Source organism: Pseudomonas laurentiana, from assembly GCF_014648275.1.
GTDB lineage: Bacteria > Pseudomonadota > Gammaproteobacteria > Pseudomonadales > Pseudomonadaceae > Aquipseudomonas > Aquipseudomonas laurentiana.
The window spans coordinates 42,885-57,387 of sequence record NZ_BMQU01000018.1 but is presented as its reverse complement, the minus strand read 5'-3'; the positions used below and the strand labels follow the sequence as shown (position 1 = coordinate 57,387).

General features: G+C 59.8%; 13 protein-coding genes and 1 pseudogene. 9 read left to right on the top strand and 5 right to left on the bottom strand.

The features are described 5' to 3' along the window. Nucleotides 1-158 precede the first annotated feature (158 nt). Nucleotides 159-2,519, bottom strand: coding sequence for a DNA polymerase II (locus tag IE038_RS18180; RefSeq protein WP_189396055.1), 2,361 nt, complete (start codon nt 2,517-2,519; stop codon nt 159-161). A 273-nt stretch (nt 2,520-2,792) separates the two neighbouring features. Here IE038_RS18180 and IE038_RS18175 point away from each other — a divergent pair, with 273 nt between their 5' ends. The 6 genes from IE038_RS18175 (at nt 2,793) to IE038_RS18150 (ending at nt 6,890) form a co-directional block, all read left to right on the top strand. Beyond that, nucleotides 2,793-3,479, top strand: coding sequence for a sel1 repeat family protein (locus IE038_RS18175; protein WP_163931524.1), 687 nt, complete (start codon nt 2,793-2,795; stop codon nt 3,477-3,479). A gap of 102 nt (nt 3,480-3,581) precedes the next feature. Beyond that, nucleotides 3,582-4,280 carry an AzlC family ABC transporter permease gene (locus IE038_RS18170; protein ID WP_163931527.1) on the top strand — a complete coding sequence of 233 codons (699 nt, stop codon included), beginning with the start codon at nt 3,582-3,584 and terminating at the stop codon, nt 4,278-4,280. Next, nucleotides 4,277-4,600, top strand: coding sequence for an AzlD domain-containing protein (locus IE038_RS18165; RefSeq protein ID WP_163931530.1), 324 nt, complete (start codon nt 4,277-4,279; stop codon nt 4,598-4,600). The genes IE038_RS18170 and IE038_RS18165 overlap by 4 nt, the downstream gene beginning before the upstream one ends. Before the next feature lie 254 nt (nt 4,601-4,854). Further along, nucleotides 4,855-5,754, top strand: coding sequence for a lipid A hydroxylase LpxO (gene lpxO / locus IE038_RS18160; RefSeq protein ID WP_065758656.1), 900 nt, complete (start codon nt 4,855-4,857; stop codon nt 5,752-5,754). Nucleotides 5,755-5,913: 159 nt separating this feature from the next. Next, nucleotides 5,914-6,252 (top strand): carboxymuconolactone decarboxylase family protein, encoded by a 339-nt coding sequence (locus tag IE038_RS18155; RefSeq protein WP_189396054.1) that lies wholly within the window; start codon nt 5,914-5,916, stop codon nt 6,250-6,252. 71 nt (nt 6,253-6,323) lie between these two features. Then, complete coding sequence (locus IE038_RS18150) at nt 6,324-6,890, top strand: GNAT family N-acetyltransferase (protein ID WP_189396053.1); 567 nt, start codon at nt 6,324-6,326, stop codon at nt 6,888-6,890. Nucleotides 6,891-6,922: 32 nt separating this feature from the next. On the opposite strand, the gene IE038_RS18145 is transcribed toward IE038_RS18150, so the two are convergent. Further along, nucleotides 6,923-7,612 (bottom strand): VIT1/CCC1 transporter family protein, encoded by a 690-nt coding sequence (locus IE038_RS18145; RefSeq protein WP_163931533.1) that lies wholly within the window; start codon nt 7,610-7,612, stop codon nt 6,923-6,925. A gap of 218 nt (nt 7,613-7,830) precedes the next feature. On the opposite strand from IE038_RS18145, the gene IE038_RS18140 reads away from it, so the two are divergent. Further along, nucleotides 7,831-8,319 carry an outer membrane lipoprotein gene (locus IE038_RS18140; protein ID WP_189396052.1) on the top strand — a complete coding sequence of 163 codons (489 nt, stop codon included), beginning with the start codon at nt 7,831-7,833 and terminating at the stop codon, nt 8,317-8,319. A gap of 238 nt (nt 8,320-8,557) precedes the next feature. On the opposite strand, the gene IE038_RS18135 is transcribed toward IE038_RS18140, so the two are convergent. The 3 genes and pseudogenes from IE038_RS18135 to IE038_RS25355 all read right to left on the bottom strand — a co-directional run. Continuing rightward, the gene (locus IE038_RS18135) at nt 8,558-10,204 is read right to left on the bottom strand and encodes a SulP family inorganic anion transporter (protein ID WP_163931540.1); all 1,647 of its coding nucleotides are present in this window, start codon (nt 10,202-10,204) and stop codon (nt 8,558-8,560) included. A gap of 69 nt (nt 10,205-10,273) precedes the next feature. Beyond that, on the bottom strand, nt 10,274-10,645 hold the full coding sequence (locus IE038_RS25360) for a CZB domain-containing protein (protein WP_268244581.1): 372 nt from the start codon (nt 10,643-10,645) through the stop codon (nt 10,274-10,276). A gap of 24 nt (nt 10,646-10,669) precedes the next feature. Then, nucleotides 10,670-10,945, bottom strand: a pseudogene (locus IE038_RS25355) (methyl-accepting chemotaxis protein); the annotation flags it as partial. A 709-nt stretch (nt 10,946-11,654) separates the two neighbouring features. Here IE038_RS25355 and IE038_RS18125 point away from each other — a divergent pair. Next, nucleotides 11,655-11,951, top strand: coding sequence for a hypothetical protein (locus tag IE038_RS18125; protein WP_163939580.1), 297 nt, complete (start codon nt 11,655-11,657; stop codon nt 11,949-11,951). Between the two features lie 186 nt (nt 11,952-12,137). Further along, entirely contained in the window at nt 12,138-14,342 is a 2,205-nt protein-coding gene (locus IE038_RS18120; protein WP_189396050.1) for a putative bifunctional diguanylate cyclase/phosphodiesterase, read from the top strand. The last annotated feature ends 161 nt before the right edge of the window (nt 14,343-14,503 follow it).

Below are 14,503 nucleotides of genomic sequence, written 5' to 3'. Positions count from 1 at the left end.
ACGCAAGACAACGGTAACTTCCGATGACCAAGCCCCACCCGACGCGCTATGAAAAGGCTGAATCCATTGAACCAGAGGATAGCTGATGGTCTGCACTTTGCTGCCGTCCATCGGCTCGCGCATCGAGTTTCATCTAATCCGCGCGCGGACACCCGGCGTTAGAACAGGCCCATCTGCCGGTCAATCAAGGCACTGAAGCTATCGCCTACAAACGGCAGGATTGCATCGGCGATTGGCTGCAACTGCTTGGTCAGGTAATGATCGTAATCGATCATCGCGTTGCGGCTCTCCAAGGGTTCAGGCCCGGCCAAGGTGATCACGTAGCTGATCCAGCCACCGTTCTGGTACTGGCGTGGACGTCCCTGGCGGTCGTTATAGTCATCGGCCAGCCGCGCGGCGCGCACGTGTGGCGGGACATTACGCTGATAGTCCGCCAGCGGTCGACGCAGGCGCTTGCGATAGATCAGTTGCTCGTCCCGTTCACCGGCCAGCGTTTGCCGCACATACTCACGCAGATAAGCCTGGTAAGGCTGGCGCAAGAAGATCCGTTGGTAGAGTTCCTGCTGGAACTGCCGGGCCAGCGGCGACCAATCGGTACGCACGGTTTCCAGGCCCTTGAAGACCATCTCGTCATGCCCATCTGCACGGCGCACCAAGCCTGCATAACGCTTCTTGCTGCCCTCCTCGGCACCACGAATGGTTGGCATCAGAAAGCGTTGGTAGTGGGTTTCAAACTGTAATTCCAATGCACTTGTCAGCCCATACTCCGCCTGCAGATGTGCTTGCCACCACAGGTTGACCTGCTGCACCAGGCGTCGGCCGATGGCCGTTGCATCGTCTTCACTGTGGGTACGTTTGAGCCAGACGAAGGTCGAGTCGGTATCGCCATAGATCACTTCATACCCTTGAGCCTCGATCAGTTCGCGGGTACGACGCATGATTTCGTGGCCGCGCATCGTGATCGACGATGCCAGCCGTGGGTCGAAGAACCGGCAACCGCTGGAACCGAGTACCCCGTAGAACGCGTTCATGATGATCTTCAAGGCTTGGGACAACGGGGCATTGCGTTCTCGCTTGGCCGCTTCACGCCCCTGCCACACCCGTTCGACAATCGAGGGCAGGCAGTGCCGGGTACGCGAAAACCGCGCCCCCCGAAAACCTGCCACCGACGTGGCATCGCCTGGTTCGCGCAGGCCCTCGACCAACCCGATCGGGTCGATCAGGAAGGTCCGGATGATCGATGGGTACAGGCTCTTGTAATCCAGCACCAGTACTGACTCGTACAGGCCGGGCCGCGAGTCCATGACAAAGCCCCCTGGGCTGGCTTCGTCCGGACGGCCGCCGAGATTGGGCGCCACAAAGCCCTGACGGTGCATCAGTGGCATGTACAGGTGACAGAACGCCGCCACCGAACCACCACTGCGGTCAGCGGGCAAGCCGGTAACGCTGGCGCGCTCCAGCAGGAAGGTCAGCAGTTCGGTCTTGGCGAAAATCCGCGTCACCAGTTCGCAGTCCTTGAGGTTATAGCGGGCCAGGGCCGGCTTATCCTCGGCAAACATGCGATTGATTTCATCCATACGCTGGTAGGGCGTGTCGATTGCCTTGCCCTCGCCGAGCAAGGTCTGGGCAACGTTTTCCAGGCTGAACGACGGAAAACTCCAGGTGGCCGAGCGCAGCGCTTCGATGCCGTCGATGATCAACCGCCCGGCGGCACCGGCAAAAAAATGAGAACGACTGCCATGCTCGCGCCACTCCATCGGCTCGCCGCCTCGCCCGAGGATCAAAGGAACCTTCAGCCGCTGGGCATGCTCATGGAGCACCCGCAGGTCGAACTGCACCAGGTTCCAGCCAATGATCGCGTCCGGGTCGTGACGGGCCAACCAGGTATTCAGCCGCTCAAGCAATTGCGCACGGCTGGCACAGTACTCCAAGTCAAAATCCACGGCCTGGTCATCGCCGTTGGCCGGCCCCAGCATGTACACCTGGCGCTGGCCACAGCCTTCCAGGGCAATGGAGTACAACTCACCGCGCTCGGTGGTTTCGATGTCCAGCGATACCAGCTTCAACGGCGGGCGATAGTCCGATTCGGGCCTGAGCTGAGCATCCAGCCATACACCGCTGGCGTCGACTCGCCCGGTGAAACTCACCGGGGCGGTGATGAAGCGCTCCATCAGGTAGCGCTCGGGCGGGCGGACATCAGCCTCCAGCAGCTCGATGCCGGCCGCCCGCAAACGCTTGTCCAGTTGCATCAACTGACGGTGCTGGCGGCAATACAGGCCCAGTACCGGGCGGTGCTGGAAATCACAGAGGCCCAGCGGGCGCAGTTCGACATCACGCTCGCCAGCCAGCAAGGCCTCGACCCGGGCCCGCTGCTCGGCCGGGACAAAGGCCACCGACGTCTGCACCGGCAGGCGTACATGTCGGGGGCCGGCATCGGTCGCCAGCCAGAATTCCACCAGGGTACCGTCAGGCGTATCCCGCCAATGCCGGGTCAGGACGAAGCCCTGTTGTACATCCACCACTGCAACCCCCGAACGGACTCGTAAGCGTCGATTCTACCCGAGCGGCCACCTGCACCGTCGTATTCCGGTACCCCGATCCCGACAACATCGCGTCCAAGGCTTGAGCCATCACTTCAGCTGCCAGGCTGCAACCGCTAGAATAGCGCCGTCAGGAAACATCCTTTTCCCTGCGGGACCACCGGATCGAACCATGCACACCGTCATCAGCTCTTCTACCCTGCTCTGGCCTGCCCCAGTGGACCACGTCCTCCTGATCACAGGTTCAGCCCAGTGAAACGTTGCCTACGTGTGCTGACGGTGTATTCGGCATTGGCACCCTGCGTGGCTTGGGCCGATGCCCCTATCGACCCTCACGCCGACCTGCTGTATCGCCAGGCCCTGCCGTTTCTGGAACAGGCTGACACTGAGGCCAGTACGTTCAGCCCACAAGCCAGCACGACCAAGGACGACCTGCTTCGCCAGGGCACGGCACTGGTGCAAACCCTGGCACCGGGTGTGGAACTGCTGCGCAAAGCCGTTGCCCTCGATCACCCGGTCGCCGAGTACCGACTGGCGCTCTACTACATGACCTACCTGAGCCCCGACGAGGTGCCGGCACTGGCCTGCCCGTTACTGGCAGCCAGCCTTAGCCAGGGTTTCGCACCGGCCTCGCTGCAGATCAACTCGCTGTGTACCGAGTACCGCGACAGCAGTGCCTATCGGGCGGCCCTGAAGAAAACCGTACAGGATGCCACGCGCTATGCCACCTACTACCCGCAACCTGCCGTGCGCCTGGAGTGCCGTCCCCAAGGCAATCAGGGCCTGACCCTGCAATGGGGCCAGCAACGTGACTTCCAGGCCGAGGTCTATCGACTGCTCGGCGCCGTCGACCGACCGCAGCGCCAGATGTGGTACCGCAAGGCAGTCGATGCCAATGGCTGCGCAACCGCCCAGCATCGCCTGACCAGCCAACGCTGAGCAGGCGCTCGGCAGTCACCTTGCGCCCTGGCAACATCATTCAACCCGTGGGGCAGGCTCTCTGGCATGCTATGCCCCCCTTTCACGTCGCGTTTGTAGACCATGACTCACCCACACCTCCCCCGCCAGGCATTTATCCATGGCGCCATTGCCATCCTGCCGTTGTCATTGGCAGTTGCCCCCTGGGGCCTGCTGGCCGGCTCGATGGCCATCGAAGCCAACCTGACACCGCTTGAAGGTCAAGGCCTCTCGGCAATCGTCTTCGCCGGTGCGGCACAACTGGTCGCCATCGGTATGCTCAAGGGCGGCGCGAATCTGTTCTCGATCATTCTGACCACCCTGCTGCTGACCTCACAGCACCTGCTTTACGGCCTGTCGATGCGCCCCGTGATTTCCGATCTGCCTGCGCGCTGGCGGCTGGGCCTGGGCTTTCTGCTCACCGACGAATTCTTCGCCCTCACCAGCCAGTACGACAAACAACAGTTCAACCGCTGGTACGCACTGGGCGTAGGCCTGACCTTCTATGTGGCCTGGAACCTGTTCACCCTGGCCGGCATCGTGCTGGGCCAGAACATTCCGCACCTGGACAAGCTGGGCCTGGATTTTTCCATCGTCGCCACCTTCGTGGCCTTGATTGCGCCACTGGTACGTAACCTGCCAACGGTGGTGTGCGTCGCAGTTTCGCTGTTCAGTTCGGTACTGTTCAGTTTCTGGCACTGGGAGACCGCACTGGTGCTGGCCGGCCTGCTGGGCATGAGCGCCGGGTTTATCTGCCAGAAACTGAGCGGAGGTCGCGCATGATGTTCCTGCTGATCGTCGGCATGGGGCTGGTGGTGTTTCTCAACCGCTACGCCTTTCTCGAACCCCGCCTGCCGCTGCGCTTGAGCTCCAATGCCCGGCAGTTCCTTGGTTTTGCGGTACCCGGCATGCTCACCGCTATCTGCGGGCCGATTATCTTCATGCCCGAGCATCAGCTTGACCTGAACCCTGCCAACCCGTACCTGTTGGGTTCGTTGGTGGCGGTCGTGCTGGTGCTACTGACCCGCAATACCTTGATCAGCATGCTGTTGAGCATGGTGTTTTTCTTCGTCTTTCGCTGGTGGTTGAACGGCGCGGCATGACGTCCTGGGGACTTGCCGGCGATAGCATCGCCGGCAAGCGGGCTTCTCCAATGACTGATTTGCCACACGCAGTACGGCGCTCGAAAGTGGGTTCAGGCATCGTCGAATGCGCAGGACTATCGGGTAAATCCCGACTGGGTATTGCACATAAGTCGACCTGCCAAACGGTAACAATTTGTTCAAAGACAAGATGCGATTGTTTATGCTGGCGCGCTTACGCCATGGCTCATAGCCACACCGACAAGTAAGCCCGCATGAAACTATTTCTCGTTCTTCTGTTCGTCTTTTCGATTGCCTATGTTCACCTGCGCGGCCGTGTTCGGCACAAACTGACCCGCCAGTTGGGCGACCACTCCAGCTTCCTCGCGCCCGTCAACGTTTTCCTCTACCTGTTCTCCAGGCTGCCCGCCCGGCCCTACCTCAGCACAGACTCATTTCCCGAGCTCAAGCCCCTGCAGGACAACTGGGAAGCCATCCGCGAAGAGGCCCAACAACTCCTGAATGTCGGCGAAATCAAAAGTTCGCAGCGCTATGACGATGTGGGTTTCAACTCCTTTTTCAAAAGTGGCTGGAAACGCTTCTACCTGAAGTGGTACGGCGAGAGCCACCCTTCGGCCATGAAGCTGTGCCCGCGTACCACAGAACTGCTGCAAGGTATCGGCACGGTCAAAGCGGCCATGTTCGCCACCCTGCCGCCAGGCTCTAAACTGGTTCGCCACCGCGACCCGTATGCCGGCTCTTACCGTTATCACCTGGGCCTGGACACCCCCAACAGCCCGGACTGCTATATCGACGTGGACGGTGAGAAGTACCACTGGCGTGATGGCGAAGGTGTCGTGTTCGATGAAACCTATATCCACTATGCCGCCAACCAGACGGATCAAAACCGTATCATCCTGTTCTGCGACATCGAGCGGCCCCTGAAGTACCGCTGGGCCACGGCGTTCAACCGCTGGTTCAGCCGCAATGTCATGGCCGCCGCTGCTGCGCCAAATGCTGACGGGGACAAGACCGGCGGTATCAACCGCCTGTTCACCCGCATCTACAAGATCCGCGAGCGCGGCAAAGCGCTGAAGAAGCGCAACCGCGCACGTTACTACGCCGAGAAATGGGCGGTAGTGGCCGTGTTGGCGCTGATCTTCATTTACATCTGACCCGTTGCGGGGGTGTCGGCATGGCCGGCGCCCTCAGGTTGTGCCGCGCCTTGCCATGACGACCTACGTCCCTGCCCTGCGCCTATCGACCAACGGCACAGCAACGGCCGAAAAACTAGCTTCACTGTTCATTTTGTCGAAACACACAAGGTGAACACCATGTTGGACTGGAACGAGTACCGTAAACAGCTGACGGCCGGCATTCGCGACCTCAAGCAACTCTCCCCGGACACGGTCAGCGGCTACCTGACCGCCAGCGCTGCCGGCGAAAAAACCAACCACCTCGACGCCAAAACCCGTGAACTGATCTCGCTGGCCGTGGCCGTCACGACCCGTTGCGATGGCTGCATCGCCGTGCATTCGGCTCAGGCCGTGAAACACGGTGCCACCCGGGAAGAAATTGCCGAAGCGCTGGGTGTTGCCGTCGCGATGAACGCGGGTGCCGCACTGGTTTACTCGGCACGGGCACTGGATGCGGTAGGCAAGGTCGAGCAATAATCCCGGCATCGCCAGGCTGGCGCGCACGTCAGTTGCAGCCAGCCCACCCGCACGCCCCCGCCGAGAACAGCATGATTCACATCCGCCCCATGACCGCCGCCGACTTCGAGCACTTCTGGCCGACCTTCAAGGCCATCGTCAGCGCCCGCGAAACCTATGCCTTCGACCCCGCCATCACGTACGAGCAGGCACGCCAACTGTGGTTGGAAATGCCCTTGCATACCCTCGTAGCGGAGGAGAACGGCGAGCTGCTTGGCTCCTACTACCTGAAGGCCAACGCCGCCGGCCCAGGCGCCCATGTGTGCAATTGCGGCTACATGGTCACCGAGGCAGCACGGGGTAAAGGCGTAGCACGGGCACTGTGCGAACACTCCCAGCAACTGGCCCGCGATAGCGGCTTTATGGCGATGCAGTTCAACTCGGTGGTGTCGAGCAACGAAGTGGCCGTGGCCCTCTGGCAACGGCTTGGCTTCGAGGTCGTCGGGCGCCTGCCCAAGGCGTACCAGCACGCGCGCCTGGGCCTGGTCGACTGCCTGGTGATGTACAAATGGCTGGGTGAGCGCGTGCTGCATGAACAGCCAAAGCTGATTGGCCGCAAGAATATCGAAGCGGTGGTGTCTCGACGTCGCGGCCGTTGATTACGGCTGCCCCATAGCCTGGCGCACGCGCGTCAGGCCGTGACGCCAAACAAAACGCCAACGCCCGCCGTCAAGCCCATGGCCAGAGCGCCCCAAAAGGTCACGCGGGCAGCGGCCGTCACCACAGAGGCACCGCCGGTGTAGCCTGCCAGCACCCCCAGAAGCATCAGGAACAGCAGCGAACTGCCTGCCACGGCATACATCAACAGCGACTCCGGTGCCCACAGAACGGTCAACAATGGCAATGCTGCACCGACTGCAAACGTACCTGCCGAGGCCAGGGCAGCTTGCACCGGTCGCGCGGCCAATGTCTCGGAGATACCCAGTTCGTCGCGACCATGCGCACCCAGCGCATCGTGCGCCATCAACTGTGTAGCGACGCGACTGGCCAGTTCCTTATCGAGCCCACGGCCAACATAGATATCAGTCAGCTCGGCGTGTTCATGTGCAGGATCCGCCGCCAGCTCTTTACGTTCCCTCTCCAGGTCGGAACGCTCGGTATCCGCCTGCGAACTGACCGACACATACTCACCTGCGGCCATCGACATCGCACCGGCAACAAGACCCGCCACACCGGCGACCAGAATACTTGCGGCGCTGCCGCCGGCCGCCGCCACACCCAGGATCAGGCTGGCGGTGGAGACGATACCGTCATTGGCACCAAGCACTGCAGCACGCAGCCACCCGGTACGGTGAGTTTTATGGACTTCAATGTGCCTCATGAGTGACTCCCTATGCAGAACACAAGCGCTGTACAAGCGTAGCGCTATCTGTCCGCCCAAGGCACTCAACACCTTCCCGAATTGTGCGCTACCGCACCGACGTTTCCGGGTATTGAGCGCAATGTTGATCACAGTCGTTGAATGGCGTGTGGTCGCGTATTCCAAGCCCTTTCTGTACGCCCTACGCGCTCAGCAATCAACACAAGAGGAGATGTGAAGTGAGTACCCTGAACACGTTCAACGCCATCGTTGGCCTGGTCTGCGGCTTGACTCTCAGCGCATGCGCTGAACTCTATCCCCCAAACAACACCTCAACCCCGATCTACAACAGCCCAGAAGTCACCCAGACAACATCAGCCTATTCTGGCCGTGGTGTCGTGCAATCCATTGTCCCAGCCAATCAGGGCTACCAGGGCTTGGCGGGTACGGGTTACGGGCTAGGGACACTGATCGGTGCCCTCGCCGGTGGCCTTGCCGGCAGCCAAGTAGGGTCAGGCACCGGCAAAACGGTTGCAATGGTCGCGGGCACAGCAGGCGGCGCCTACGTTGGACACCAACTGGAACAGCGTAATCAGCAACCTGCCAGCTACGCGATTACCATCCGCATGGACAACGGCTCCTACCAGACCCTGAACCAAAGCTCGACGGGCGGTCTGAAAGTTGGCGACCGTGTCAGGATCCAGAACGGATTATTGCAGCGGGACTAGGCAGGGCTGCACCCGTGAGCACGTTGACGCGCATCCCAGAAAGCGGTCGACCGGGAGCTTGAGCCAGGCATCCCGGTTAGCCAATGCAACCAGAACCTGGTTAACCTTCAAGCTGGCGACTTCCATGTTGTTCAACGACTGCACCACGGCATTCCAATCCTTGTGCTGTGCCTTGTGTGGCGCTTCCCCCATGTAGATACAAAAATGACGCAGTAAGCGCAGGGTCCTGTGCCCGAGGTCAGCGCACAAGCTCGGCGGCGTCGGCAAGTGCATCACTGAACGCTGCATGGTAATGCTGGGTGCCGATGGTGTGCAGGATGCCGACCTTGCCGAGCTTACCCAACACCTTGGCATTGGCTTCACAGAGCTTTACGACGATGTGCCGCTTGTGCAGTTGCTGGATGACTTCCTCCAGCATTTGCAGGCCGGTGATGTCCATGAACGGCACATGTTTGAGGCGCAGGACCAGCACCACGGGATCGGTATGCGTCTGGGCCAGGGCACGCTCAAAGGTTTCCGCCGCACCAAAGAACAGCGGCCCCTCGACGGTGTAGATCAATACGCCAGGCGGCAGGTGCTGGTGACCATTCTGGCGCAACTCATGTTCAAGCTCGTGCTCGACGACCTGCTGCACCTCGACGGACGACGCCATACGGCGCATAAACTGCAGCATCGCCAGAATCACGCCGATGTTCACGGCAATCACCAGATCGCTGAACACGGTAAGGATAAACGTGATGAGCAGAATCGCCACATCGGCACGCGGGGCACGTTGGACCATGCGTTTGAAGTGCTTCAACTCGCTCATGTTGTAGGCGACGACGAACAGGATCGCCGCCAGGGCGCACAGTGGAATGTTCGAGGCGAGGGGCGCCAGGAACAGAATGATCAAGACCAGGGTAATGGCATGGGCAATGCCGGCCAGCGGGCTTGTACCACCATTGCGGATATTGGTCGCCGTACGGGCAATCGCACCGGTCGCAGCGAATCCACCAAACAGAGGGGTTGCCAGGTTGGCGATACCCTGGCCGATCAGCTCCTGATTGGAGTCATGCCGAGTGCCGGCCATTCCATCGGCGACCACGGCGGAAAGCAGTGATTCGATGGCCCCCAGCATGGCGATCGCGAATGCCGGCCCAATCAGGTCAATGACACGTGACAGCGTGATCTGCGGCGGATTGAAGTCGGGAAAACCCTGAGGGATGCCGCCAAAGGCACTGCCAATCGTGGCGACGCCATCGAAGTGGAACAGCGACTGCACCAACGTCGCGACCACCATGGCCACCAGTGGCCCGGGAAAGCGTTTGAGCAGTGCAATTCTAGAGGTGACCAGCACCAGAAACAGACTGAGCAAAGCCAACGACGTCGTCGCCAGGTGCAGGTGCGGCAGCGCCAGCAGCAAATGCCAGAATTTCTCGTGGAAATACTCGCCGGTAATGGTCGGCAAGCCGAAGAAATCCTTCCACTGACCAACCCAGATGATCACGCCGATGCCTGCGGTAAAACCGACGATCACCGGGTCCGGGATGAACTTGATGATTGCACCCAGGCGGGTGATGCCGAGCAACAGCAGGATGACGCCCGCCATCATCGTGGCAATGTGCAGGCCCTCGACACCGTGGGTCGCGGTAACCCCTGCCAGGATGACGATGAATGCCCCCGTCGGCCCGGCAATCTGCAGCCGACTGCCGCCAAAGAGCGACACGAGCAGGCCGCCAATGATTGCGGTGTAGATACCTTGCTCGGGTTTGACACCCGAGGCGATGGCAAATGCCATGGCCAACGGCAATGCAACCACCCCGACAATCACTCCGGACACCAGATTGCCAATCCAGTGTTCGCGCCCGAGCAAACCGGCCTTCCACGCTTCACGTATCGCAATCATGCCAGGCTCCTTAACCGCCGCATGTTCATACTATTAGCATGAGTGCGACCCGTATGAGGCAATCCTCTGCTAAGCGTCCCGGTTAGCCAATGCAACCAGAACCTGGTTAACCTTCAAGCTGGCGACTTCCATGTTGTTCAACGACTGCACCACGGCATTCCAGTCCTTGTGCTGAGCCTTGTGTAGCGCTTCGCTGGCCGATTCGTGGCAGAGACGGTGCGGATCATCGAGCTGGCTGAATGCCCGATCATTCTTGTAGGCTTCCTGGGTTTCAGAGGTGAGGTACCACTTCCCGAGACGGCAGTTCTTGTGGTCGGAGAGTTCAAGATTTTGGTCTTGATTGAACAGGCGCAGGTAGACCATCAACTTGAACAACAGGTGATCGAGCTTGACCGCTTCGCAGAAGGAACTGAGCGCGATGTTCTCGATCAGACCGGTCATGTGGTCGCCCATCACCACCATTTCATCCAAGGTCTGCGCCGATGACGATACATCGCTGGCCAGGCGGGTTGCCTCGGTGGACAGGTTGCCAATAGAGGCACTGGCCGCCGCCGTGTCCGTGTTGATGCCATCCACCAGGACGCTGATGTCCTGGGTCGCCTGATGGGTGCGCTGTGCCAACGCACGAACCTCATCGGCAACCACCGCAAAACCACGGCCCTGTTCTCCGGCACGTGCGGCCTCGATGGCCGCGTTCAGGGCCAGCAAGTTGGTCTGGTCAGAAATCGCCTTGATCAAGCCAACGATGTTGCTGATTTCACTGACGCGGGTCTTGAGTTGGCTGACGCTCTCCACGCTGCTAACGCCCTGCTCCGCCATGCCGGTAAGTGAACTGGAGAACGAGGACAGCAATTCGGAGGTTTGCGCAAACACGCCACTGTTGGCCTTGAGGTGATCCACTTCGCCACGCAAGACCTCTGCCTGATGGACAACGCCATCACGGGTCTGCTTCATGGAGTCGTCGAACATGCCCAACTTGCCATGCAGCTCATTCTGGTAACGGCTATAACCGTTAAGCACAGCCTGTTCGGCCTGGGTCTGGGCGACCAGATCGGCCAGTTGCCGGTTTTCCTGCCGCAACGCCTCATTTTCTCTACGCAGTGCAAGCAGATCGTGGTCTTGCTCGGCAACTCGCGTTCGCCATTTAGCACTAAACATCGCAACCGCTCCTAGGCACCCGTGTGCCAACCGTCATGGTGTCAGTAATCAAAACGCGGGCCTGAGTGGGTGCACCTTGATCGCATCGGTGGATTTTAAATGCGTCGCGCTGACGCCGCATTGACATCAATCAGCCATCATCCAAGTATTCAATTCCCTTATCAACCATACGGCAGTCGTACATGCAAAGCGGCAGCGATTCAGCATGGCCGATTTAAATGTTGATCCACGTCAGTGAACGACTAAAGGCACTGCTGTAAATAGCCCGTCCACCTTGTAGGGATGCAGTGCCATGTACGAATCCAATCAGGCCGCCCGAATTATTTGCAACGACCAGGTGCTGGCTGACCAACTGCGTCCGCTGTTGGCTAACATCGCTCCGGATTGCCAGGTGCTGGTTGTACCGAGTGATTGCAGCTCAGCCCCCCTTTGCCGCTGGCTGGGCGATGCGCATTTGGGGTCGACAGGACAAATACACGCGGCCTTGATCGAGACAACCGAGGTTCTGGAGCAGACACGACATGCCTTCAAGTCCCGCGAACTGGGGCTGCTAAGGCGACGCCTGGTGGGGCTGCTGGAAAAGTTGTAAGACAATCCAGAATGATGTAATTATGCCATTAGTAGGTTCCGCGATAGGCGGGAACCGGCTTTGCCGAGCAGGACATTGGGCCTGAAAGACGAAGCGCCGTGACAATGCGTTCTTGAACAGAGCGCGTTGTCACGGCGCTTTTTTTTTTCAGCAGAAACGTATCTGTAAAAGTACAGGGCCATGTGAATGAAGGTGACCGCAGATCTGACGGAGTTGCTCAAACGTATCCGACTTGACCGGGCGGAAATCGCTGAGCGCTTCCGCTTTCTCGACTGGAGTGCCGAAGATGCCGAGCGTCTCAGCGCAGCCGCAGCAGCTATGGCCCCTGCTCAGCCGACGTTCATCAATCGGCTTTATTGCCACCTGGAACAATTTTCCACCCCATCGGCACTGCTGCGTACGCCTGAGATCACTACCCGTCTGAAACACAGCCAGGCAGAGTACTACCAACGCTTGTGGGCCGCTGATTACGACGATGCCTATATCAACAGCCGCCTGCGCATTGGTGTCATTCACCAGCAGGTCGGCCTGGAGTTGAAATGGTACCTTGGCACTTACCGCCTGTACCTCGACGATATGGTTGCAAAGGTGTTTGGTGACAGCGAGCAGACCGCGCTTTACTCAAGCCTGCTGAAGGCCGTGTTCTTCGACATGACCCTGGCCATCGACACGTACAGTGCCGCGCAACACAAAGCACTGGAGGACAGCGAAGCCCGCTTCGCACGGGCGCTGCGCGGCGCCAACGACGGCATCTGGGACTGGCATGTGGATCAGGATCGGCTGTATGTGTCCGAACGCTGGGCCAGCATGCTCGGCCTCAGTCGCGACAGCATCGGTGAGAGCAGCGCCAGTTGGTTCAGCCGTGTTCACCCGGACGACCTGCCAGACTTTCGCCAAGCCCTCGATGCCCACCTGCAAGGGCGCACACCGTTCGTACACCATGAGTACCGCATTCGCCAAAGAGACGGTGACTATACCTGGGTGCTGGTACGGGGGATCGCCGAAGTCACGACACCGGGCCAGCTACGCATGGCCGGCTCGCAGTCCGATATCAGTGCCCGCAAGGACGCAGAGCAACGCCTGATGCATGCCGCCCACCATGACCCGCTGACCGGCCTGGCCAACCGCATGCGTCTTGATGAGCAAATGCAAAAAACCATCCTGAAAGAGCGCAAGGGCGGTGCTCACGAAGCGCTGCTGTTCATCGACCTCGACCGCTTCAAGCTGATCAACGATAGCCTCGGCCACAGCGTTGGAGATCGTGTCCTGGTCGAAGTGGCACAGCGGCTGAGAAACGCGCTGCGCCCCAGCGATCAGCTGTTTCGCTTCGGAGGAGACGAATTCATCGTCTTGCTCAATGACCTCACCAGCGGCCTGGACGCCGAGCACATATCCCAACGCATCCTGGACAGCCTGCATCAACCCCTGCACGTGGACGGTCACACCTTGGTTGTCAGTGCCAGCATCGGTATCGCCCCGATGCACAAGGATGGCAAGGCGCTGGATGTCGTGCAGGCTGCCGATCTTGCACTCTACAGCGCCAAATCTGCCGGCAAGGCACGGTTCGCGCACTACAGTGAAACCTTGCAAGACGACGCGCAACACCACCTGGAACTGGAGTCCGCCCTGGGCCAGGCGCTCCGGCAAGGTGAATTCGAACTGCACTACCAACCGATCTATCGTCTCAACGAAGGGACACACCAGGTGTGCGGCGTTGAAGCGCTGTTACGTTGGCGCCAGGGTGATCGCTTGATCTCACCCCTGGAGTTCATTCCCGCGCTGGAGGAATCAGGGGAAATCATCCCCGTTGGCGAATGGGTACTGCGCCAGGCCTGCCAACAAACCCGCGCCTGGCAACTGTCGGGACATGAGCACATACGCTGTTCGGTAAACATCTCCAGCCTTCAACTGCAGCAAGCCGACTTTACCCCCAGGCTGATCGACATCCTGCAGCAAAGCGGCCTGCCACCCGCCAGCCTGATCCTGGAAATTACTGAAAGCCAATTGATCAATGACGACTTGAACACCCTGGCCTGCCTGAACGAACTGGCCAGCCTGGGCGTGTTGCTGGCGCTGGACGACTTTGGCACCGGATACTCGTCACTGGGCTACCTCACGCGCTTTCCGTTGCACATTCTCAAACTGGACAAGAGCTTTATCGGCGGTATCCCCCTCGATAGCAAGCAGGGCATGATCAGCCAGGCGATCATAGGCCTTGGCCGTAACCTCGGCCTGGAAGTCGTCGCTGAGGGCATCGAAACCCCGGCACAACTCGACTTTGTGCTCGGTGAAGGCTGCCATTATGCCCAAGGCTTTTGGTTCAGCCAGCCACGGCCGGCCGACCAGGTACAGCGCCTGTTCAACGCAGCGAACTGCTTCGAGGCGCGGTAACGGGCTGACTGGAGGAGATCCCGTTGGACTTGGCGCGCACTGGCACCCGGCCATGCAGTGTCTAGACTTAGCGCATTACGTTCAGCATCGGGTCGTGATGGCTACGAACGTAAAATGGCTCACTATCAAGACGAGCGTGTTGCCAACGTCAGCGCACATCA

What these genes read in the sequence shown, in the direction of transcription:
- IE038_RS18170 (WP_163931527.1), top strand. Translation starts at nt 3,582, where the DNA reads ATGACTCACCCACACCTCCCCCGCCAGGCATTTATCCATGGCGCCATT.
- IE038_RS18165 (WP_163931530.1), top strand. Translation starts at nt 4,277, where the DNA reads ATGATGTTCCTGCTGATCGTCGGCATGGGGCTGGTGGTGTTTCTCAAC.
- lpxO (WP_065758656.1), top strand. Translation starts at nt 4,855, where the DNA reads ATGAAACTATTTCTCGTTCTTCTGTTCGTCTTTTCGATTGCCTATGTT.
- IE038_RS18155 (WP_189396054.1), top strand. Translation starts at nt 5,914, where the DNA reads ATGTTGGACTGGAACGAGTACCGTAAACAGCTGACGGCCGGCATTCGC.
- IE038_RS18150 (WP_189396053.1), top strand. Translation starts at nt 6,324, where the DNA reads ATGATTCACATCCGCCCCATGACCGCCGCCGACTTCGAGCACTTCTGG.
- IE038_RS18145 (WP_163931533.1), bottom strand. Translation starts at nt 7,612, where the DNA reads ATGAGGCACATTGAAGTCCATAAAACTCACCGTACCGGGTGGCTGCGT.
- IE038_RS18135 (WP_163931540.1), bottom strand. Translation starts at nt 10,204, where the DNA reads ATGATTGCGATACGTGAAGCGTGGAAGGCCGGTTTGCTCGGGCGCGAA.
- IE038_RS25360 (WP_268244581.1), bottom strand. Translation starts at nt 10,645, where the DNA reads ATGACCGGTCTGATCGAGAACATCGCGCTCAGTTCCTTCTGCGAAGCG.
- IE038_RS18125 (WP_163939580.1), top strand. Translation starts at nt 11,655, where the DNA reads ATGTACGAATCCAATCAGGCCGCCCGAATTATTTGCAACGACCAGGTG.
- IE038_RS18120 (WP_189396050.1), top strand. Translation starts at nt 12,138, where the DNA reads ATGAAGGTGACCGCAGATCTGACGGAGTTGCTCAAACGTATCCGACTT.